17 protein-coding genes, 1 tRNA gene and 1 pseudogene are annotated in these 20373 nt (G+C 68.4%); 4 read left to right on the top strand and 15 right to left on the bottom strand.

The window, feature by feature from the left end:
* The first annotated feature begins 18 nt into the window (after positions 1–18).
* Positions 19–645 carry a LysR substrate-binding domain-containing protein gene (locus tag EPAKOI_RS12085; RefSeq protein ID WP_003454711.1) on the top strand — a complete coding sequence of 209 codons (627 nt, stop codon included), beginning with the start codon at positions 19–21 and terminating at the stop codon, positions 643–645.
* A gap of 32 nt (positions 646–677) precedes the next feature.
* Here the strand turns inward: EPAKOI_RS12085 and EPAKOI_RS12080 are convergent, their stop codons facing one another.
* The 4 genes from EPAKOI_RS12080 to EPAKOI_RS12065 form a co-directional block, all read right to left on the bottom strand.
* Entirely contained in the window at positions 678–2534 is a 1857-nt protein-coding gene (locus EPAKOI_RS12080; protein ID WP_004265627.1) for a tyrosine-type recombinase/integrase, read from the bottom strand.
* 238 nt (positions 2535–2772) lie between these two features.
* Positions 2773–2847, bottom strand: a tRNA-Gly gene (locus tag EPAKOI_RS12075).
* Positions 2848–2929: 82 nt separating this feature from the next.
* Positions 2930–3247, bottom strand: a complete 318-nt coding sequence (locus EPAKOI_RS12070) for a hypothetical protein (protein WP_423192306.1) — start codon at positions 3245–3247, stop codon at positions 2930–2932.
* 143 nt (positions 3248–3390) lie between these two features.
* On the bottom strand, positions 3391–4284 hold the full coding sequence (locus EPAKOI_RS12065; protein ID WP_423192305.1) for an aldose epimerase: 894 nt from the start codon (positions 4282–4284) through the stop codon (positions 3391–3393).
* A gap of 257 nt (positions 4285–4541) precedes the next feature.
* Here EPAKOI_RS12065 and EPAKOI_RS12060 point away from each other — a divergent pair, with 257 nt between their 5' ends.
* Positions 4542–5198 (top strand): glutathione S-transferase family protein, encoded by a 657-nt coding sequence (locus EPAKOI_RS12060; RefSeq protein WP_423192304.1) that lies wholly within the window; start codon positions 4542–4544, stop codon positions 5196–5198.
* Positions 5199–5232: 34 nt separating this feature from the next.
* On the opposite strand, the gene EPAKOI_RS12055 is transcribed toward EPAKOI_RS12060, so the two are convergent.
* On the bottom strand, positions 5233–7233 hold the full coding sequence (locus EPAKOI_RS12055; RefSeq protein WP_423192303.1) for an acetoacetate--CoA ligase: 2001 nt from the start codon (positions 7231–7233) through the stop codon (positions 5233–5235).
* Positions 7234–7320: 87 nt separating this feature from the next.
* Entirely contained in the window at positions 7321–8838 is a 1518-nt protein-coding gene (gene ubiD, locus EPAKOI_RS12050; RefSeq protein WP_423192302.1) for a 4-hydroxy-3-polyprenylbenzoate decarboxylase, read from the bottom strand.
* A 645-nt stretch (positions 8839–9483) separates the two neighbouring features.
* On the opposite strand from ubiD, the pseudogene EPAKOI_RS12045 reads away from it, so the two are divergent.
* Positions 9484–10582 (top strand): annotated as a pseudogene (locus EPAKOI_RS12045) (transglycosylase SLT domain-containing protein).
* Positions 10583–10716: 134 nt separating this feature from the next.
* Here the strand turns inward: EPAKOI_RS12045 and EPAKOI_RS12040 are convergent.
* From EPAKOI_RS12040 to ribBA, 4 genes are all read right to left on the bottom strand, one after another.
* Positions 10717–11898, bottom strand: a complete 1182-nt coding sequence (locus EPAKOI_RS12040; protein ID WP_124683507.1) for a pyridoxal phosphate-dependent aminotransferase — start codon at positions 11896–11898, stop codon at positions 10717–10719.
* Positions 11899–12069: 171 nt separating this feature from the next.
* Positions 12070–12585 carry a transcription antitermination factor NusB gene (gene nusB / locus EPAKOI_RS12035; RefSeq protein WP_124685053.1) on the bottom strand — a complete coding sequence of 172 codons (516 nt, stop codon included), beginning with the start codon at positions 12583–12585 and terminating at the stop codon, positions 12070–12072.
* Positions 12578–13087: a 6,7-dimethyl-8-ribityllumazine synthase gene (gene ribH / locus EPAKOI_RS12030; RefSeq protein WP_124685052.1), complete on the bottom strand. Its 510-nt coding sequence runs from the start codon at positions 13085–13087 to the stop codon at positions 12578–12580. The genes nusB and ribH overlap by 8 nt, the downstream gene beginning before the upstream one ends.
* 105 nt (positions 13088–13192) lie before the next feature.
* The gene (ribBA, locus tag EPAKOI_RS12025) at positions 13193–14308 is read right to left on the bottom strand and encodes a bifunctional 3,4-dihydroxy-2-butanone-4-phosphate synthase/GTP cyclohydrolase II (protein WP_423192301.1); all 1116 of its coding nucleotides are present in this window, start codon (positions 14306–14308) and stop codon (positions 13193–13195) included.
* Between the two features lie 266 nt (positions 14309–14574).
* Between ribBA and EPAKOI_RS12020 the strand changes: the two genes are divergently transcribed.
* Positions 14575–15615, top strand: a complete 1041-nt coding sequence (locus tag EPAKOI_RS12020; RefSeq protein WP_423192300.1) for a CaiB/BaiF CoA transferase family protein — start codon at positions 14575–14577, stop codon at positions 15613–15615.
* On the opposite strand, the gene EPAKOI_RS12015 is transcribed toward EPAKOI_RS12020, so the two are convergent.
* The 5 genes from EPAKOI_RS12015 to EPAKOI_RS11995 form a co-directional block, all read right to left on the bottom strand.
* A complete protein-coding gene (locus tag EPAKOI_RS12015) occupies positions 15616–16242 on the bottom strand; it encodes a riboflavin synthase (protein ID WP_124683510.1) in 627 nt (208 codons plus the stop codon).
* Positions 16243–16308: 66 nt separating this feature from the next.
* On the bottom strand, positions 16309–17430 hold the full coding sequence (gene ribD, locus EPAKOI_RS12010; protein ID WP_124683511.1) for a bifunctional diaminohydroxyphosphoribosylaminopyrimidine deaminase/5-amino-6-(5-phosphoribosylamino)uracil reductase RibD: 1122 nt from the start codon (positions 17428–17430) through the stop codon (positions 16309–16311).
* Positions 17431–17533: 103 nt separating this feature from the next.
* Positions 17534–18043, bottom strand: coding sequence for a GspH/FimT family protein (locus EPAKOI_RS12005; RefSeq protein ID WP_423192299.1), 510 nt, complete (start codon positions 18041–18043; stop codon positions 17534–17536).
* Between the two features lie 37 nt (positions 18044–18080).
* Positions 18081–18542 carry a type IV pilin protein gene (locus tag EPAKOI_RS12000; RefSeq protein WP_423192298.1) on the bottom strand — a complete coding sequence of 154 codons (462 nt, stop codon included), beginning with the start codon at positions 18540–18542 and terminating at the stop codon, positions 18081–18083.
* Entirely contained in the window at positions 18539–20356 is a 1818-nt protein-coding gene (locus EPAKOI_RS11995; RefSeq protein WP_423192297.1) for a pilus assembly protein PilY, read from the bottom strand. Before EPAKOI_RS11995 ends, EPAKOI_RS12000 begins: the two co-directional genes overlap by 4 nt.
* Positions 20357–20373: the final 17 nt, after the last annotated feature.

Here is a 20373-nt window from a genome sequence, read left to right as displayed (position 1 = left end):
TGCCTGGAGGAACTGGACGTGAAATCGAGCGATGCCTCCACTGAAATCCGGGTGGCTGTGCTCGGCGAGTGGGTGCCTTCACCGCTTGCCGACTTGCTGGCGTTGCAGCGCGCCGAAGAGCCAGAGACCGCCACCGCCTTGATCGGATGCAGTTCCACAGCGCAGGCGCAGGAACTGCCGCACGATAACTTTGACTTGGCCCTGTCCACAGCCGCCTGGGAGTGGCCAGGCTGGGTGTGCGAGCCGTTGTGGCATGACACGCTGGCAGTCGCCGTCGCCAAGCGCTCGCACCTGCTGTCCTACCGTGAAGTGCCTCGCCAAGAGCTGCTCAAGCAGCCGTTGATCTGCGCGCAGTCAACGGCCGACGAGCCGTGGCGCGCGGTGGCGCATGGCCTGGTCGAGGATGCACCGCAGGGCCATGAGCAGACCGTCAGCACCTTCGACATGGCGATGACGCTCGTCTCCGCGGGCTACGGCATTGCCGTCGCACCCGCCGCGAGACTGACCTGCTACCTGCGTCGCGGCATCGCCGCGCGGCCATTGGCTGGCGCACCCATCATCGTGATGGCCTACCTGCTTCGCCCGTCCTCGTCCTTGACCGAGCCCCAGGAAAGATTCGCCCGCCGCGCGCGCTCCGTGTCCTGAGACAGGGGCGCGCACTGCTGGGCGCTGGCGCGCTACGCAAACGCCACCTGCTGCGGGGACCACTCGCTTTCCTTCACCGTCGTGCTCACCGCCATGATGATCTTGTCGAGATTTGTGGCACTGACGCTTTCCAGAGCCGAGCCGCCGCGCAGCTTCGCGCGCGGCTGCAGGAGCGCGTTGTAGATCTGCCAAGGGTCGGCGCCCCTGGTCAGCTTGAGGACCGCCTGGATCAGCGCGTGCTTGACCGGATCGAGATGCCAATCCGGCACGCGCTGACCACGGTTGCCCAGGTTCAGCGCCAGCAGGTTGCCGGCCTTGATCTCGTAGCTGATCCACCGGCGGGACTTGCCCGCCATCTTCGCGTACTCGGCGACTGGCAGGTTGTGTGGTGCCTCGAAGACATCGACCAGTTCCATCCGCTGGCGCTGTATGTCGGACAGCGGTTCCTCCATGACGGAACGCGGCAACGGCACTGCGGGCAGCCGATGCGTCTCGGCTGACACCAGTGGCATCGCGTCTCCCGGCCTGGTCACGATCAGGAGCGGCGCCGACGCGGCCGCTGGTTTGGGTGGCGCACTCGCGGCTTCCTCATCCGAGAGGACGGGCACGCCCTCCAAATGAATGGTGAGCGGCATGCTCGCTGCCTCGACCATGTTCTGCTCGAAGAGATCGAGCCGGTCGGCCCAATCCTGCATCATCCGCCGCCGCTGCTCGACGTACTCGGCGTGGTTGTAGGTGGCACTGACCTTGTTGGGATCGACGTGCGAGAGTTGCGCGTCCACCCACACCTTCGGGTAGCCGATCTCGTTGAGCGCGGTGGACATCGTGCCCCGGATGCCGTGCCCGGTCAGCAGGTCGCGATAGCCCATGCGCTTGAGCGCGCCGTTGAGCGTGTTCTCGCTCATGCGCTTCTTCAACTCGCTGTCGTGGCGGAACAGATAGTGCTGGGCCGGTTTGAGCTGTTCGAGCAGGTGCCGGACGATCTCGATGGCCTGCACCGACAGCGGCACGATGTAGGGTGGAATGTCCTTGGGCAACTGGCGCTTCCTGCGCATGTCCACCTGGAGCTGCTTCACGACCTCGGGCGGGATGATCCAGAGGCCCCGATCGAGGTCGAACTGATCCGGCGTCGCCAGGCGCAGCTCGCCCGTGCGCACGCCGGTGAATAGCAGCAGCCGCAGACCGAGCTGGGTCTGCAGCCGGCCACGATACTTGCGCAGGCGCTGCAACAGCTTCGGCAACTCGGCCATGCGCAGGAACGGGTTGTGGTTCACCGGGGGCAGCGGCAGCGCCACCACGTCGAGGTCGGAAGCCGGGTTCTGCTCCAGGCCCGGCACGACCACCAGCGCGTAGCGGAACATCTGGTTGAACCACGTCCTGACTTTCTCGGCGACGGAGAGCGCCTTGCGCCGCTCGATCCTGGCGATCACTTCCAGCAGGTCAGGGCGTTTGATGTCGTAGATCGAGCGCTTGCCCAGCAAGGGCAGCACATCCTTGGCGAAGACGCGAGGGAGGATCGAGAGGGTGGTCTGCCGGCCCTTCTTGAGGCCGCGTTCGCGGTGGGCAAGCCACTTCTTGTAGATCGCCTCGAAGGTGTTTTCACCGGCGAGTTTGACCGCGGCGCGCTTTTGCTTGCGGTGAAGGCGCGGGTTGATGTCCTTGGCCACCAAGGCGCGCGCCTCGTCACGCAGGGCGCGTGCCTCACGAAGGGACACCTCGGGATAGGTGCCCAGCGACATGCGCTTGGGCTCCTTCATCCAGTAGTAACGGAAGTGCCAGCTCTTGCTGCCCGTGGCCGTCACGGCCAGGGAGAGACCATCGATGTCTGGAAGTGTGTAGGCCTTGCCGGTGGCTTTGGCTTGGCGGACCACCAAGTCTGAGAGTGCCATGCTCTAGCTCCTGAACATGAGTCAGGAACCAGATGCTTAACCCATCGACCTCAGCGCCCTAGCAACAATCCGGAAGCCGTCGTGCCCGCAAAAATGGACACAAAAATGGACATAAACGTCGTGGCTTCAGGTGGATTTCCGTGGAGCCCACTGGAACATCGAGGTGTCGAAAACTCAACCAGAATCAACGACTTACGATGCCTCTTGGACTTCCTCAGAATTCCCTGGAACGATGCAGTGGAGCGGGCGATGGGAATCGAACCCACGTCTTTAGCTTGGGAAGCTAAGGTAATGGCCATTATACGACGCCCGCTATGGCTTACTGGGGGCGGATTGTAGCATGGTTGCCCAGGGGTCTCATGCCAGTTGCGGCAAAGTCGCCGGCACCCATGCCGTCAAGGGAGGGACCGCGCGATATAGAACGTCGCCGCGGTCAGCAGCGCGCCGAAGCCCGAAACGAAGGTCAGCAGCCGCCAGGTCTGCATGTTGATGGCGCGGTAGACGTCGGTCTGGCACTGCAGTACGTCCGCCTTGGTCGCGGTGAAGATCACGCGCTCCTCGATACGTTCGACCCGGTTCTCGACGCTGCGCAGCCGATCGTCCATGACTTCGAGGTTGGCGTCGATCCGGACGAGGCGCTTGTCCAGGGCGTCTAGCGCTCCAAAGACCGCGGCACTCGCGCCCGTCCGCCCACTGGTCGTACCGCCGTCCATCCACTTGCCTTCGCACCGCATGCGACCCTCCATACGCTTCATGCCAGCCACGATTGTGGCGCGGATTGGCCCGATGCGTTGTTAAATTAGGTGTCCGATCACATGCGGCTTTGTGTCGGCGGTGACTCGGCGCACTGGTGCCGCTATCCCACCATCACCCGGCAGCTCGCCGACTCCTCCGCCCCTGGCGCCACCCACCGCAGCCCCTTGCCATGGTGAATCGCATTTGGCAAACCCAGCCATGGCTCCACGCAGTAAAAATCAGAATCGTCTCGTTCCGTCCACGTGGTCACTGCGTACCATGGTGTCGAGCCTTCGATGTCGAGGTCCAGGTTGATGCGGCGGCCTGGGAGTTCGAGCCGTGTGGGTGCCGTCGCGTGCTGCAGCACGTGGAAGGTGTCCTGCAGGCGGGGGTCGTCCAGGGCGTAGCCGGGCTCGCCGCTTGCGGGCGGGGTCAGGCTGCCATCGGCTTGCTGGCGGACGCGCGTCGATGTCGGCAGCGCGAGGCGGCTCTGGCTGCGCGCCTGGTGGGGCAGGGCGAAGTAGAAGTGGTGGCCGGCGTAATAGGGGAGCGGGGTGCTGCCGGTGTTCCGGGTATGCAGCGTCACCGCCAGGCCGTCCGGTATGAGTCGGTAGGTGACCGTGAAGACGAATTTGAAGGGGTAGCCTGGCTGTGTGGCGTCGGACGCGTGTAGCGACAGGCTGACCGCTTCATCGGAGAGGGCCGATACGTCGAAGGGCAGGTCGCGGGCGAAGCCATGCTGGGGTAGGTCGTGGACGGCGCCGGCGCCGTCGCGCCATTTGCCGGCCTCGCCGTCGACAAAATGGCGGCCGATGAACGGGAACAGCAGCGGGTTGCCGCCGCGTACCTTGGCGACGCGCGACCAGTCGGCGTTGTCGGGCCAGTAGAGGATGTCCTCGCCACGGCAGACCCACCTGACCAGGCGGCCGCCGTGGGCCGGGGCCAGCAGCAGAAAGTTGTCGTCGTGGCCGACGCGGAGCAGGTCCTGGCCCTGGAAACGCTGTGTGATGGTCATCGTGGCCCTGCGCGCAAAGGGAAAGCTGGAGCGTAGCGCAATCCGGCAGCGCCCGGCGAGGTGGCATGCGGGTTGCGAACGCAGTACGACCGATGTCTGCGCGGCGCCAAGCCAAGCGCAATGTGTGAGTTTTGCGGCACTTAGGCCGTCGCCAGACCACCCGCCGCGCACAGCCACGGTGCACGCTGGCGAAACGGCGACGGGCCGCCGATACTGCAAGCGAACCATCGCGCCCAGGGCTGGGCGGAGGAGAGAGGATGGCCAAGACGACGCTGACGATCAGCAGCAAGACCTATTCATCGTGGTCGCTGCGGGGCTGGCTGCTGGCCAGGTTCGCGGGGCTGGAGTTCGAGGAGGTGCTGGTGACGCCGGACGATCCCGCGGTGCGTGCCGAGATTCTGCTGCTCTCGCCCTCGTTCCTGGTGCCGTGCCTGCGCCACGAGGGCGTGACGGTCTGGGACACGCTGGCCATCGGCGAATACCTCAACGAGATTCGGCCGGAAGCGCGGCTGCTGCCCGCCGATCTGGCCGCCCGCGCGCACTGCCGCGCCATCTGCGGCGAGATGCATTCGGGGTTTGCCGCCATGCGCGCCGCCTTGCCGATGAACCTGAAAGGGCATTTCCCCGGGCTCAAGGTGTGGTCGCGGGCGCAGGCCGATATCGACCGGATCTCGACGATCTGGACCGAATGCCTCGACCGCTACGGCGGGCCGTATCTGTTTGGCGCGCAGCGCACGATGGCCGATGCGATGTACGCGCCCGTGGTCACCCGGTTTGTCACCTACGGCGTGAAGCTGGAGCCGCCGCTGGTGGCGTTCTGCAAGACGATCCTGGCCATGCCGGAGCTGCAGGACTGGATTCGCGGCGCGCGCGACGAACCCGGCGAGATCAGCGAACTGGACGTGGACCGCTGAGCCCCGAGCCGCCACCCGCACCACCCGCGCGCCCTCATGCCACGCGCGGCTGCCGCGCCAGATAGTCGGCCGCGTAGGCGAAGTACCACGGCAGGCAGTCCGGATTGGCCATCGCGTCGGGATTGGCGATCTTGTCCGGCGCGTGGCCCAGCAGCAGCTTCTTGACCGGCACTTCCATCTTCTTGCCGGACAGTGTGCGCGGCACGCCGGGGACCTGGACGATCTCGTTCGGCACGTGGCGCGACGACAGCGCGGCCCGGATGCGCGCCCGCATCGTTTCGCGCAGCGTGTCGTCGAGAACGCGGCCCTCGCGCAGCACCACGAACAGCGGCATGTACGACTCGCGGCCCAGGTATTCCAGGTCGACCACCATGCTGTCGAGCACCTCGGGTAGTTCCTCCACCACGCGGTACAGCTCGCTGGTGCCCATGCGGATGCCGTGGCGGTTGATCGTGGCGTCGGACCGGCCGTAGATCACCGCGCCGCCGCGCGGCGTGATGCGGATCCAGTCGCCATGCCGCCACGCCTGCGGGTAGACGTCGAAATAGCTGTCGCGATAGCGCTTGCCGTCGGCGTCGCCCCAGAGGAACAGCGGCATCGATGGCATCGGCTCGGTGCAGACCAGTTCGCCGACCTCGTCGATCAGCGCGTGGCCGTGGTCGTCGAACGCTTCCACCTTGGCGCCCAGGCAGCGGCACTGCATCTCGCCCGCGTAGACCGGTAGCATCGGGCAGCCGGCCACGAACGACCCGGCGAAGTCAGTGCCGCCTGACATCGGCGCCAGCCACACGTCGTCGCGGACGTGGCCGTAGATCCAGGCGTAGGCGTCCTCGGACAGCGGCGAGCCCGTGGAGCCGATGCCGCGCAGCCGCGACACATCGGCAATCCGCGCCGGTTCCACGCCGGCCTTCATGCAGTTGGCGAAGAACGCCGCGCCGGCGCCGAACATCGTCACGCGGGCGTCGTCGACGAAGCGCCAGAGCACGCCCGCGTCGGGCCAGGCGGGGTTGCCGTCGTACAGCGCAATCGTCGTGCCGAGCAACAGGCCGGCCACCTGGGCGTTCCACATGATCCAGCCGCTGCTGCTGTACCAGTGGAACACGTCGTCGGGGCCGAGGTTGTTATGGAACGCCATCAGCTTCAACTGCTCGATCACGATGCCACCGTGGCCGTGGACGATCGGCTTCGGCATGCCCGTGGTGCCGGACGAGTAGACGATCCACAGCGGGTGGTCGAACGGTACAGGGTCCACCTGCAGCGGCACGTCGTGGGCGATGGCGTCGGCCCAGGCGTGGCGGCGCAGGCGCGGCGGCACGGCGACGTCGCTGCCGCTGGACGGGACGATCACGATATCGGTCAGCGAGGGCAGGGCGGCCACCAGGTCGGCTATTACCGGCGCGCGGTCATAGTCCTTGCCGCCGTAGCGGTAGCCGTCCACGGCGATCAGCACCTTGGGCTCGATCTGCCGGAACCGGTCGATCACGGCCACCTGGCCCATGTCCGGCGCGCAGCCGGACCAGATCGCCCCGATGCTGGCGGTGGCCAGGAACGCGATGGTCGTGGCGGGGATGTTGGGCAGATAGCCGGCCACGCGGTCGCCGCGCGCCACGCCCATCTGCCGCAGCGCATGCGCCAGCGAGGCGACCTGGCTTTCCAGCGCGGCCCAGCTGATGTCGGCCAGCGGCTGCGCCTCGCCGGCATGGCGGATGGCGGTGCGCTGGCGGTCTGCGCCCGCGCCGGTATGGCGGAACACCTGCTGCACGTAGTTCAGCGTGGCGCCTTCGAACCAGCGCGCGCCGGGCATGGTGCGCGCGGCCAGCACGGCGCGGGGCGGCGTGTCGAAGCGGACGTCGAAATAGTCGACGATGGCCTGCCAGAACGCCTCGATATCGGTCACCGACCACTGCCAGAGGCTGGCGTAGTCGGCAAAGTCCAGCGCGCGCTCGCGGCGCAGCCATGCCATGAAGGCGGCCAGCTGGCTGCCATGGGCGAACGCCGCGGACGGCGTCCACATCAGTGTCCCTGCCTGGGTCATGGGTCTCCTCCGCAGCCCGTCTGACGCGGGCCATGAGAGTGTTGGGCGGTCCGCAGATGATAGCGGACCGCCGCAGTGGCTGCCGGGCTACTTGCCGGCTTCGAACAGCGTGCCCCAGATGGCGTCGACGCGGGTCTTGACGGCCGGGTCCATCTGGATCGGCGTGCCCCATTCGCGGGTGGTCTCGCCGGGCCACTTGTCGGTGGCGTCGATGCCCATCTTCGAGCCCAGCCCGGACACCGGCGAGGCGAAGTCGAGATAGTCGATCGGCGTGTTGTCCACCATCACGGTGTCGCGGGTCGGATCCACGCGCGTGGTGATGGCCCAGATCACCTCCTTCCAGTCGCGGGCGTCGATGTCGTCGTCCACCACGATGATGAACTTGGTGTACATGAACTGCCGCAGGAAGCTCCAGACGCCGAACATCACCCGCTTGGCGTGGCCGGCGTACTGCTTTTTCATCCGCACCACGGCCATGCGATAGCTGCAGCCTTCAGGCGGCAGGTAGAAATCGGTGATTTCCGGGAATTGCTTCTGCAGCAGCGGGACGAACACCTCGTTGAGCGCCACGCCCAGCACGGCCGGCTCGTCGGGCGGCTTGCCGGTGTAGGTCGAGTGGTAGATCGGGTCGCGCCGCATGGTGATGCGGTCGATCGTGAAGACCGGGAACCAGTCCTGCTCGTTGTAGTAGCCGGTGTGGTCGCCGTAGGGACCTTCCAGCGCGTGCTGGTAGCCCGACGGATGGTTCGGATCGGGCTGGATATGGCCTTCGAGCACGAACTCGGCCGAGGCCGGCACCGACAGCTCGCCAAGCGTCGGCGTCAGGCAGCTTGCCAGCGCGGTGCGGCTGCCGCGCAACAGGCCGGCGAACTGGTATTCGGACAGCGTGTCGGGCACGGGCGTCACGGCGCCCAGGATCGTCGCCGGGTCGGCGCCCAGCGCCACGGCGATCGGAAACGGCTGACCGGGGTTGGCCAGCGCGTGCTCGCGGAAATCGAGCGCGCCGCCCCGATGCGCCAGCCAGCGCATGATCACCTGGTTGCGGCTGATCACCTGCTGGCGGTAGATGCCCAGGTTCTGGCGCTTCTTGTGCGGGCCCTTGGTCACGACCAGGCCCCAGGTGATGAGCGGGGCGGCGTCGTCGGGCCAGCAGGTCTGGATCGGCAGACGCGCCAGGTCGACGTCGTTGCCCTCCCAGACGATCTCCTGGCAGGCCGGGCTGCTGACGCGCTTGGGCGCCATGTCCCAGACGGACTTGACCAGTGTGAACAGCTTGCCGGCTTCCTTCAGGCCGCGCGGCGGCTCGGGCTCCTTGAGCGCGGACAGCACGCGGCCGATGTCGCGCAGGTCCTCCAGCGTGGACGCGCCCATGCCCAGTGCCACTCTTTGTGTCGTCCCGAACAGATTTGCCAGAACAGGTACTTTATAGATATCCCCATCGTCACGGCGCGGCGCCTCGAACAAGACCGCCGGGCCGTTGGCGCGCAGCAGGCGGTCGCAGATCTCGGTCATCTCCAGGTTCGGCGATACCGGCGCGGTCACGCGGCGCAGGTCGCCACGCTGTTCGAGCTGGCCGATGAAATCGCGTAAATCTTTGTATTGCATGGTGATTTTGGTTCGGGATGTGGCGCCGCGCCATGGCAGGACGGGCGGATGCGGTGTGTGTGACGATACACACGCGGCCTCAACGGCGCAAAAAAATCGTGTCGAAATGCGCCAGGAAATTGTAAGCAAGTTACGAGTTCGGGCCTTTGTCCAGACATTTGCGAGGCTAGGTCGGGCCTGCGATTCCGGGAAACTGACTTGTCGCGGGGTGCTGTAAAAGTCATTGTTACATATTGCTTGAAGTAGTAATTTTTCGAGTTCTTATGCTTGACGGGTTATAAAAGCGTTCCTACAATCCGGTCTGCTCTGTGGGGTGTTGCGTTGCAACATAGCCGGGCGCCTGCTGTCAAGAGGTGCCAGCGAAAAAAGCAGCGTCGACATGTCCCCATCGACCGCCAGCCAAGCGGCCCCTCCGAGGTGCCCGGCGCGCGGTCCCCCGGCGGGAGGCTGGGGTCGTATTGAGTGATTCGTGGCAGGGTGCGGCTCCCCAAGCTGTACCCTGTTTCTCGTTGGGCGCATGGGGAGCGCCCGCCAACAGATGCTTGGACACCCCTGCTAGGTGGCGCAGCATCCTTACTTGAATACGTTGAGATCGGGCACGCGCAGTTGTCGGGCGCGCGCAGCGGGCGACGGATGGAGGTAAGCATGAGCGGTTGGAAAACCCTTCATCTTCCCGGCATCGGGCGGGCATTGCAGGTCCGCTTCAGACAGCCGGTACCCGGTGTGAGCCGCGCACTGCAAGTGCGTCTGGCCCATCCGGTGGCAGGCCGCGCGTTGCTGCGCGGCGGCCGCACAACCTTGAAGTACACCCTGAACAGCCTCGGGGTGCTGTCGGTGGCCGCAGCGGTCACCCTCACCGTCAGCCAGCAATGGCGCACCTCGCTGGCCGGCGCGCTGGCGGGCAACGAAGCGCCTGCCGTGCTGGTGGACGCCGCCGTGGCTAACGCGCAGGCGGTCAGCACGATCAACGCCGTGGCAAGCACGCCCGTGCCGTCGATGTCTGCCGATGCGGCCGCCGCGCGCCTGCTGGCCACGACCCCGGTCAAGGCCAAGGGCCTGCCGACCGTGTCGGGCGTGGACGAGTGGAGCCAGACGCCGGCCGGCAAGGTACCGTCGGTGGCAGCACCTGGCTGCCCAGATTCCGGTGCAGCGCGTGGCGCTGGACGCCCGCAACACGAGCGCCCTCGGGTCCGCCCGTGAGCAGGCGGCCGTGGCCGACTACATCGCCCGCAAGTATCGCGTGGCGACGCAGGCGACCGCGCAACTGGTCAAGGCGGCCTACATGACCGGCCGCGAGGTTGGCATCGATCCGCTGCTGATCCTGGGCGTGATCGCGATCGAGTCGAGCTTCAACCCGTACGCCGAAAGCGGTGTCGGTGCGCAGGGCCTGATGCAGGTGATGACCAAGGTCCACCAGGACAAGTACGAGGCGGTGGGCGGCGTGACCGCGGCCCTGAACCCGTACGCCAACATCAAGATCGGCGCGCTGGTGCTGAAGGACTGCATCGCCCGCGCCGGTACGATCGAAGGCGGCCTGAAGTACTACGTGGGCGCCACGACCAATACCGACGGCGGCTACGGCGCCAAGGTGCTGGCCGAGCGTGCGCGGCTGCGGGCCCTGCTGGGCCTCTCGAATGCCGACACGGCCACCGCCAAGGCGGCCGGCGACGACAAGACGCAGGCCGAGCACCACCAGAACGGCGAGAAGCTCGAGGCATCGGGCAACACGGCACAGGCGGCCTGATCCCCGCTCGGGCCCGCCACGGCTGGCCCGCTAGTGCGCCAGTGCGCAGGCAAAGGAAAGGCACCCCTCGGGGTGCCTTTTTCATTTGGCGATGACGATGACGACGCCGGTGCCGCAGGGGCCGCCAACCCGCCTCATCGCAGGAAATGATGCATCCGGTCCATCGCTTCCTCGATATTGGCCATCGACGTCGCATACGAGATGCGGATGTAGTCGTTGGCCGTGTGCGGGCCGAAATCGGTGCCGGGCACCATGACCACGCCGGCGTCGTGCAGGATGGCCTGCGTCAGCTTGTCGGCGTTGCCGGCGGCGGGGTGGTTCACGTGGCGGCAGTCGGCGTAGACGTAGAACGCGCCGTCGGGCTTGACCGGCACGCGCAGGCCCAGGGCCTCCAGTGCGGGCAGGATGGCGTCGCGGCGGCGGTGGAACTCGGCCTTGCGCTCGTCGTAGATCGCCAGCGCCTCGGGCGAGAAGCAGGCCACGGCCGCGTGCTGGGCCACGGCCGACGCGCAGATAAACAGGTTCTGCGCCACTTTCTCGAAGGCCGGGACCAGCGCATCGGGCACGACCAGCCAGCCGAGCCGCCAGCCCGTCATGTTGAAGTACTTCGAGAAGCTGTTGACGGTCACCACGTTGTCGTCCAGCGACAGGGCCGAGACCGGCGGGGCGTCGTACGACAGGCCCTGGTAGATCTCGTCCAGGATCGCGAAGCCGCGCCGCTCTCGCACTTCCGCCAGAATTGCCTTCAGTTCGTCCGGCAGGATCGACGTGCCCGTGGGATTCGAGGGCGACGCCAGCAGCACGCCGCGCGTTTTCTCGCCCCAGTTGGCGGCCACCTGGGCGGCGGTGAGCTGGAAGCGTTCGGCGGGGCCGCTCGGGATCATTTTGGCGTGGCCGTCGAAGGCCGCCACGAAGTGCCGGTTGCACGGATAGCTCGGGTCGGGCATCAGCACCTCGGCGCCAATCTCGACCAGCACCGCGCACGCCAGCAGCAGCGCGCCCGACGCCCCGGCCGTCACGATCACGCGCCGCTCGGGAATGTCGATCCCGTACGCGGTCTTGTAGTAGCCGGCGATGGCCTCGCGCAGCGCGTGGATGCCCAGCGCGCCCGTGTACTGCGTGACGCCGCGCCGCATGGCCACCTCGGCCGCGTGGACGACCGGCGCCGCCGCCGTGAAATCGGGCTCGCCGATTCCCATGTGGATGATGTGCCGGCCAGCCCGCTCCAGCTCGGCCGCCTGCTTGGCCAGTTCCATCACATGGAAGGCCTCGATGTTGGCAAGGCGGGAAGCGGTGGCAATGCGGGCGTAGTCCATGACTGAAGGGCGAAAGATCAGCGGTTCAAATGAAAACACCCGCCGGGGCGGGTGTCATGCCGGCCAACGGGCGTCAACAGGCATCATCGGATGCCATCGGCCGGAAGGCAACAACTATCGGGACGGCAACCTGGCGGCCGGGCAATGCCCGGGCAGGCGCCAGGACGACGCTCAGCGCCGCGCCGCCACCTCGGCCGCGCGCACCTGGGCGGCAAGCTTGTCCAGCACGCCGTTCACGTACTTGTAGCCCTCGACGCCGCCAAAGGTCTTGGTCAGCTCCACGGCCTCGTTGATGACGACCTTGTACGGGATGTCCAGGCAGTGCACGAGTTCGTAGCTGCCCACCAGCAGCGCGGCGCGCTCCACCGGCGACAGTTCGTCGACCGTACGGTCCAGGAACGGCTCGAACGCGGCGGTCAGGCGCGATTCCTCGCGTACGGCGCCGCCCAGCAGCGCATCGAAATGCTCGCGGTCGGCCTTGTTGAAGCCTTGCGCGTCATGCAGGTGGGCCTGAATCGCACCAATATCGTTGCGATTCAGCAGCCACTGGTACAGGCCCTGCAGGGCCAGTTCCCGGGACCGGCGGCGCGCGCTCTTGGGCGGGGCCTTCGGTTCGGTGCGGGGCTTCGCGCCGGCCGGCTTGGCGCCAACGTCGTTCGCGTCGCCGTTGTCGGGCGCATTACTCATCATCTTCCTCGTCGTCTTCGTCGTCGCCATCGTTCTCGCGCAGCGAATCCAGGGCCACCACCAGGTTGGCCATTTCCACGGCGGTCCGGGCGCAGTCGCGGCCCTTCTCGCGGGTGCGGGCATGGGCCTGCGCGTCGGTGTCGACGGTCAGGATGCCGTTGGCGATGGGCACGTTGAAATCCAGCCCCACGCGCGTGATGCCGGCGCCCGATTCGTTCGAGACCAGTTCGAAGTGGTAGGTCTCGCCGCGCACCACGGCGCCCAGCGCGATCAGCGCGTCGAACTGGCCGCTCTCGGCCATCTTCTGCAGGGCCAGCGGCACTTCCAGCGCGCCCGGCACGGTCACCAGCAGCGTGTCCTCGCCCTCGACGCCCAGCTTTTCCAGCTCGGCCGTGCAGGCTTCGCGCAGTTCGTCGCAGACGGGCTCGTTGAAGCGCGCCTGCACGATACCGATGCGCAGGCCTTCACCGTCGAGGTTGCTCTCGTAGAAGCCGTGATCCATTGTCATTTCTCCGTTGTTGGGGTCAGGCACCGGCGGGTTGGGGCCGATGCCGCGTCATGCCGTGTGATGCCGTATGGCGGGCGGAGACAGAGGCCGCCCGGCCGATCAGTCGCAGGCCGGCTCGCCTTCCATGGGCTGGCAGCCGACGATTTCCAGGTCGTAACCGGTCATGCTGGGCATCTTGCCCGGCGAGCCCAGCACCCGCATCTTGCCCACGCCCACGTCGCGCAGGATCTGGGCGCCCACGCCGTAGGTGCGCAAGTCCGGCTTGCGGCGCGGACGGTCCTGCGGGGCGTCCAGCGCCGCGAATTGTTCGAACAACTGCTCCGGGGCGTCGCCGCAATTCAGCAGCACCACCACGCCGCGCTCGGCGCCGTGCAGCACTTCCAGCGCGGCCGGCACGCTCCACGAATGGGTGGTGCGGCTGGCTTCGAGCAGGTCCAGCACCGACAGCGGCTCGTGCACGCGCACCAGCGTTTCCTGCTCGGGGTGCGGCTGGCCCTTCACGAAGGCCAGGTGCGCGCGGCCCGACGCCTTGTCGCGGTACATCACGCTGCGGAACTGGCCCCACGGCGTCTGCATGTCGCGCTCGCCCATGCGTTCGATGATGCTCTCGGTGCGGCTGCGGTAGTGGATCAGGTCGGCAATCGTGCCGATCTTGAGATCGTGCTCGCGCGCGAACTCGACCAGGTCGGGCAGGCGCGCCATCGTGCCGTCGTCCTTCATGATCTCGCAGATCACGGCCGCCGGGGTCAGGCCGGCCAGCGCGCCCAGGTCGCAGCCGGCCTCGGTGTGGCCAGCGCGGATCAGCACGCCGCCGGGTTGGGCCGTCAGCGGGAAGATGTGGCCGGGCTGCACCAGGTCCGACGCCCTGGCGTCGCGCGCCACCGCCGCCTGCACCGTACGGGCGCGGTCGGCGGCCGAGATGCCGGTGGTCACGCCTTCGGCGGCCTCGATCGACACCGTGAAGTTCGTGCCATGCACCGTGCCGTTGCGCGACACCATGGGATACAGCTCCAGCTGGCGGCAGCGTTCGGCGGTCAGCGTCAGGCAGATCAGGCCGCGGCCGTACTTGGCCATGAAGTTGATCGCCTCGGGCGTGACGAAATCGGCTGCCAGCACCAGGTCGCCCTCGTTCTCGCGGTCTTCCTCGTCGACGAGGATGACCATGCGGCCGGCGCGGATGTCGGCGATGATGTCTTCAGTACGGGCGATTGTCATGGCTTGGGGCGGCGTTCAGTGGCAGGCGGGGATGCGGAATGCGAGCAATCAGGCGGGCAGGCCGGCGCGGATGCCGCGATACCGGCGAAATCAAGGCCGCTATTGTACGACATGCCGCCCCCCATCGCCCCGTTCGCAAGCCGTGCCGCCGGGCTCCGGGGGGCGGGTTGGCCCGGGTTGCGCCCAAGTGGATTCGGCGGCATATCGATAGGGTCGCGTCGCCGCACGCCAGCCATCGCCGGGACTGACCGGCCGGGAGTTTGCGCATGAAGCCGCCATTGCAGGGCATCCGCATCGTCGAATTCGAGGGCCTCGGGCCCGGACCGCTGGCCGGCCGGATGCTGGCCGACATGGGCGCCGAGGTGACAGTCGTGGCCCGGCCCCAGCGCGGCGCCGTGGCCAACCAGCTCGGCGGCGACAAGCCCAGCCCGCTGCGGCGCGGCAAGACCATCGTGCTGCTGGACCTCAAGCAGCCGGCCGACCACGCCGAGGCGATGTGCCTGGTGGCCGCCGCCGACGGCCTGATCGAAGGCAACCGGCCCGGCGTGATGGAGCGGCTGGGCCTTGGTCCGGCCGATTGCGCCGCCCGGAACCCTCGGCTGGTCTACGGCCGGATGACCGGCTGGGGCCAGGCCGGCCCGCTGGCACAGACCGCCGGGCACGATCTGAACTACGTGGCGCTGACCGGAATGTTGTCCCTGTCGGCCCGGCCCGGCCAGGCGCCAATCACCCCGCCGACGGTCCTGGGCGACGCCGGCGGCGCGCTGGGCCTGGCCTTCGGCATGGTCTGCGCGATGCTCGACGCCCGCGCCACCGGACACGGGCGCGTGGTGGACGCCGCCATCGTCGACATGGTCGGCATGCTCGGCAGCATCGCGCTGTGGGTCCGCAACAATGGCCAGCTCGACGGCCCGGCGCCGAGCCCATTCCACGCATCGCCGTTCTACGATGTCTACGCCTGCGCCGACGGTGGCTTTGTCACCATCGGCGCACTGGAACCCCAGTTCTACGCGCTGCTGCTGCAGAAGCTCGGCTTCGACGACGTCGACCCGGCCAGCCAGTACGACCACGCCGTCTGGCCGACGCTGAAGCAGCGCTTTGCGGCCCGGTTCCTGAGCCAGCCGCGCGCCCACTGGGACAGCCTGCTCGGTGGCACGGACGTCTGCTACGCGCCAGTGCTCAGCATCGCCGAAGCCGCCCGGCATCCGCACAATGTGGCGCGCGGGCTGTTCGTCGAGCAGGCGGACGGTACGCTCGACACCCTCGGGGCGCCGCGGTTCTTGCCGACCGGTCCGTCCGATGCCTGATCAGCGCTTGGCGTCGGCGTCCGCAGCCGACAGCATCCGTTCGACGTAGCGCGCGATCAGGTCGATCTCCAGGTTCACGCGCTTGCCGGCGGCCAGTTCGTTGAGCGTGGTCACTTCCACGGTATGCGGGATCAGGTTGATCGAGAACTCGCAGCCATCGGCCTCGTCGCTGACGCTGTTGACGGTCAGCGACACGCCATTGACCACCACCGACCCCTTGTACGCCAGGTAGCGACCCAGCTCGCGCGGGGCGCGGATGCGCAGTTCGTGCGATTCGCCGACCGGGGCAAAGCGGACCACTTCGCCCAGCCCGTCGACGTGACCGGACACGAGGTGCCCGCCGAGACGGTCTGCCAGGCGTAGCGCTTTCTCCAGATTGACGCGCCCGGGCTGGTCGAGCCCGACGGTCTTGTCCAGCGATTCGCGGGACACGTCCACGTCGAAGTGGCCAACCGCGAGCGTCACGACCGTCATGCAGGCGCCCTGGATGGCGATGCTGTCGCCGATGCCCACGTCGGACAGGTCCAGGTCGCCGGCGGCCACGCGCAGGCGGACGCCCGCATCGGCGTCGCCGAGCGGGGAAACGGATTCGATGCGGCCGACGGCCGCCACAATGCCTGTAAACATGCTTGCCTTTGTCTGAATGCGTTGATGGCTTGGATTCGGGGCGCGATGCGGATCGCGCGGCCGGGGTCAGTCCATGCTGTCCTCGCGGCGGGCGATCAGGCGCAGATCGTCGCCGATTTGCTGGATCTCGTGCCAGCGGAACGGCACCGCGTCGTCCAGCCGGGCCAGCGGCGGCAGGTTGAACATGCCCTGGGCATCGCCGAGCAGCCGCGGTGCCAGGTAGAGCAGCAGTTCGTCCGCACAACGTTCGCGGATTAGCGAACCGTTGAGCTTGAACCCGGCCTCCACGTGCAGTTCGTTGATGCCGCGCTGGCCCAGGACTTCCAGCATGCGGCGCAGTTCGACCTTGCCGTGGCGGTTGGGCAGCACCACGACCTCGGCCCCCCGATCCTCCAGCGCGCGCTGGCGGGCGCGGTCTTCCACGGCGCAGAACACCAGCACGGGTTTGGCGAACTCACCGGTATCGCGGTGCAGGATCTGGGCGTCCAGCGGCACTTCGAGCCGGGAATCGACGAGCACACGCTGCGGCTGGCGCGGCGTGGGAATTGCCCGCACGGTCAGCGCGGGATTGTCGTCGCGGACCGTGCCGATGCCGGTCAGGATGGCGCAGGCGCGCGCGCGCCAGAAGTGCCCGTCGTCGCGCGCGGCCTGGCCCGTGATCCACTGGCTGGTGCCATCGTGCAGCGCCGTGCCGCCGTCCAGCGATGCCGCCAGCTTGACGCGCACCCAGGGCAGGCCGCGCGTCATCCGCGAGACAAAGCCGATATTGAGATCGCGCGCTTCCTTTTCCAGCAAGCCGCAGCGGACGTCGATGCCCGCGTCGCGCAGCCGCTGCAGGCCACGCCCGGACACGCTCGGATTCGGGTCCTCCATGGCCGCCACCACGCGCGCGATGCGGGCACGGACCAGCGCGTCGGCGCACGGCGGCGTGCGCCCGAAGTGGCTGCACGGCTCCAGCGTGACGTAGGCCGTCGCGCCGGCGGGGTCGTGGCCGTGCGCGATGGCGTCCTTCATGGCCTGGATCTCGGCATGGTCCTGGCCGGCCGGCTGGGTGTAGCCCTGGCCGATGACCTGCCCATCCTTCATCAGGACACAGCCGACGCGCGGGTTGGGCGTGGTGGTGAACATGCCCCGCGCCGCGAGTGCGAGGGCCTGCTCCATGGCGGTGTGGTCGGAATCGGAGAACATGGTGTGGCGAGTCGGGCCTGAAAGTGCGTCGGGTGAAACGGCGGGCAGGGGACAGCGTGGATGGTCATGGGTCCGCGGCAATGCCGGTCGCGTCCGCTGGATCTCATTGGCAATCGGCATCGGCGCCGGGCCGGCAGATCCGGATGCGCCCCTGCGCGCCCAGCCGGACCTGGCGCTGCGCGTTGCCGCAGCGCACCTGGAATGTGGCCGCCAGAAAGCCGCCCCGCCCAGACCGTGAGTATCCCACAGGTGTCAAGCGCAGGCTTTGCCTGGCTGCAACGCCGCCGGGCGCCCGCAACGCAATGTGCAGGCATCGCTCGTGCAGCGGCACCACGAGGAATGGCGGGTCCGGCCCGGCCCCTTCGCCGCCCGCCGCGCCGGCCACGGCCAGTTGCCAGCCCCGGTCCAGCGTGTTGGCGCCGGCAATTGGCGCCAGGCTGACCTCCATGCGCCGGGCCGACGCGGTGGTCCGCGCCAGCGCCAGCGACGCCGCCAGCCGGTCCGCCGCATGGGATGCGTGGTGTTCGGCCAGGATCGCGCCGACCGATGGCCACGCCACGACGGCCAGCACCGCGGCCACCGCCAGGCATACGAGCAGTTCGATGACCGTCATGCCGCGAGGCCAAGGTTGCCTGTCAGCGCGCGCCATGTCAGCACCCGTCCGGCATTGGTACTGCCGCATCGCCGGCCGGGGGCAGTGAAAGCCACTCGCCCGTACTGCGAAGCACCAGCGTGCCGCAGCGCGGGTCGGGCTGCGTGGGCGCTGCGCGAACTTCGACGCAGCGCGACAGGTCCATGCCGGCGCAACTGGTCGCCGTCAGCCAGTGTCGCACCCGGGCCGGCGGCGGGGGGACTGGCCTGGGCCAGTCGCCAGCGGCGTGTGCGCCGCCGGGCGTGGCCGCGAAGGACAGCGTCAGCAGCGCGTGGCGTTCGAGCGCCAGCATCGCGGACAGCAGCTCGGCCCGCGCCTGCATCCGCCAGCTCCGTTCGACGTGCCGCTGCCACGCCGGTACGGCCATCACCGTCAGGATGACGACGATGCACAGCACGATCAGCAGTTCGATGACGCTGAACCCGGGCCGGCGCGATGGGTTGGCACGTGGCACGGTCATGGCGAGGTCCGGATCAGTTCGCGCCAGCCCAGCCGTCCCCGGCGCCGATGCCAGCGCGCCTGCTGCAACGGCTCGGCGACATCGCCACGGACGTTCCATTGGTCGAGCGAGAAGGTGTCGCGCACCGACGTCCCCGGCGCGGTGGCCGGGCCCGTGGCCACTGGCGACACCACGCCGATCGGCACGCCATTGCCACCGGACCACGGTAGCCCCGTGACCGCGTGGGCCGGCAAGCCATCGGTGCCGGCCACGACGACCGATTCGCCGGTCCCGGCATCGACGAGATAGCTGCGCGCTTGCCCGTGTTCGTCCAGTGTCGTAAAGCCAAGGTGCACCGGCGTGGCGCTGGATAGCGTCTCGATGCGCTCGCCGGCGTGCGGCAGCGTCAGCGTCCAGCCGTCTCCACGTGAGGCGGCGTCGGACCGTTCCGAGCGCAGCACGACGCCGTCGCCGCTCGGCAGCGCCAGGATACGTGCGGGCGTGCCAGACGCCGCCGGGTTTGCGCCATCGGCCACCGCCGTCAACTCGCTGGACGTGCCATAGACGATGAGCGCGCCCTGGCCGGTCTGCACCACGACTGGCGCTTCCACGGCCTGCCCGGCCACGCCGCGCTGCCGGTGGAGGCACGTCGCCGCCGGCCCCGGCGCAGGGCTGGCCAGATCGTCGAGCGCAAAGCGCCAGAGCCGGCCTTGCCGATCCGTCGCATACGCCGCGCGGGCCACGCCGCTGGCTGCGGATTGCACGGTGACGGCCAGCAGTTCGGCCGCGTCGGTCGGCGCGCCGCAGCCGGATGCTGGCAGCGCCATGCGACGCACGGCATGCGTGCCCGACCAGCGCTGGGGCGGCCGGTCTAGCGGCAGCAGCGCAAGGCCGGCCCGTTGTCCCGCGTCCCGGTCCGAAGCGACGAGCGCCCCCGCCGCCCAGCGTCGTATTCCGTCCTGTTTCCACATCACCGCGCCAACGGGCCCGCTGCCTGACAACGGCAACGCCGGATTGCCGCTGGCTTCCCATAGCAGGCCGATCGGTGTGTCGGCGTCCGGCGTGGTGACGTCGAGCACGAATACGGTGCCCGGGCGCGCGGGCGTCGTCGTCCTGGCTGCGGGGATGGCGCACAGTAGCAGCGTCCGCCACACGCCCGAGATATCGGCATCGATGCTGGACGGTCGCGGGCAGGGCGCGGCAGGCATGGCCCCGTTGGGGGCGGTGAAAGCGGCCGCTTCCGGCAGCATCGCCCGGGGCAGGAAGGCCGCGCGCTCGCGGCCCGTCACGGCGTCGAAGCCATGCAGCAAGCCGTCACGGGTGCCGAGCCAGACCATGGTAGGGCGTCGGTCATGGCGTTGGCGGAATTCCGCATGGCCGGGCTGCATCGGCTGCCAGGACGGCGGCGCCGCCACGTGGACGCGCGACCCCGCGGCGCTGCCCAGCCGCGTGTCGCGCCGCCTCAGGGTGCGGTCGCGCAGGTCGCCACGCAGCCACGCCAGCCGCGCCGCGCCCTGCCCGTCGGGCTCGATGCCATCGAGCACGGCCTGCGTCTCGGTGTCGAGGGCCGTCCAGTACAGCGGCGTCAGCCGGCTGCCGCCGAGATACAGCCGCCTGGCGTGAATGTCCTGTCGGTCGAGCTGGGCGCCGGCTTCCCATTGCGTCAGCACCGCCTGCGAAGACAGGTTCGCCGTGCGGAACGCCAGCGCGTGCAGTTGGCCGGTCCAGGGATAGGTGCCGGCCGCAATCCGATAGCCGAGCGGCAACTGGCCGGGCATGGCGGCGGCGCTGTCGATGGCTCCGGCCGTCAGCGCGAGGCCAACAAGCAGACGCAAGAATCGACGGCAGACGT

Origin of the sequence: Cupriavidus sp. H18C2 (assembly GCF_049393795.1) — a bacterium.
Classification (GTDB): Bacteria; Pseudomonadota; Gammaproteobacteria; order Burkholderiales; family Burkholderiaceae; genus Cupriavidus; species Cupriavidus pauculus_C.
The sequence above is the reverse complement of the archived record's forward strand: the minus strand, read 5'-3'. Positions and strand labels throughout refer to the sequence as shown.

Bases quoted from the DNA above. Each gene is read 5' to 3' on its own strand.
- ubiD (WP_423192302.1), bottom strand. From the start codon at position 8,838: ATGCAATACAAAGATTTACGCGATTTCATCGGCCAGCTCGAACAGCGT.
- nusB (WP_124685053.1), bottom strand. From the start codon at position 12,585: ATGAGTAATGCGCCCGACAACGGCGACGCGAACGACGTTGGCGCCAAG.
- EPAKOI_RS12055 (WP_423192303.1), bottom strand. From the start codon at position 7,233: ATGACCCAGGCAGGGACACTGATGTGGACGCCGTCCGCGGCGTTCGCC.
- ribD (WP_124683511.1), bottom strand. From the start codon at position 17,430: ATGTTCTCCGATTCCGACCACACCGCCATGGAGCAGGCCCTCGCACTC.
- ribBA (WP_423192301.1), bottom strand. From the start codon at position 14,308: ATGACAATCGCCCGTACTGAAGACATCATCGCCGACATCCGCGCCGGC.
- EPAKOI_RS12015 (WP_124683510.1), bottom strand. From the start codon at position 16,242: ATGTTTACAGGCATTGTGGCGGCCGTCGGCCGCATCGAATCCGTTTCC.
- EPAKOI_RS12070 (WP_423192306.1), bottom strand. From the start codon at position 3,247: ATGGACGGCGGTACGACCAGTGGGCGGACGGGCGCGAGTGCCGCGGTC.
- EPAKOI_RS12020 (WP_423192300.1), top strand. From the start codon at position 14,575: ATGAAGCCGCCATTGCAGGGCATCCGCATCGTCGAATTCGAGGGCCTC.
- EPAKOI_RS12040 (WP_124683507.1), bottom strand. From the start codon at position 11,898: ATGGACTACGCCCGCATTGCCACCGCTTCCCGCCTTGCCAACATCGAG.
- EPAKOI_RS12065 (WP_423192305.1), bottom strand. From the start codon at position 4,284: ATGACCATCACACAGCGTTTCCAGGGCCAGGACCTGCTCCGCGTCGGC.
- EPAKOI_RS12060 (WP_423192304.1), top strand. From the start codon at position 4,542: ATGGCCAAGACGACGCTGACGATCAGCAGCAAGACCTATTCATCGTGG.
- EPAKOI_RS12080 (WP_004265627.1), bottom strand. From the start codon at position 2,534: ATGGCACTCTCAGACTTGGTGGTCCGCCAAGCCAAAGCCACCGGCAAG.
- ribH (WP_124685052.1), bottom strand. From the start codon at position 13,087: ATGGATCACGGCTTCTACGAGAGCAACCTCGACGGTGAAGGCCTGCGC.
- EPAKOI_RS12005 (WP_423192299.1), bottom strand. From the start codon at position 18,043: ATGACGGTCATCGAACTGCTCGTATGCCTGGCGGTGGCCGCGGTGCTG.
- EPAKOI_RS12000 (WP_423192298.1), bottom strand. From the start codon at position 18,542: ATGACCGTGCCACGTGCCAACCCATCGCGCCGGCCCGGGTTCAGCGTC.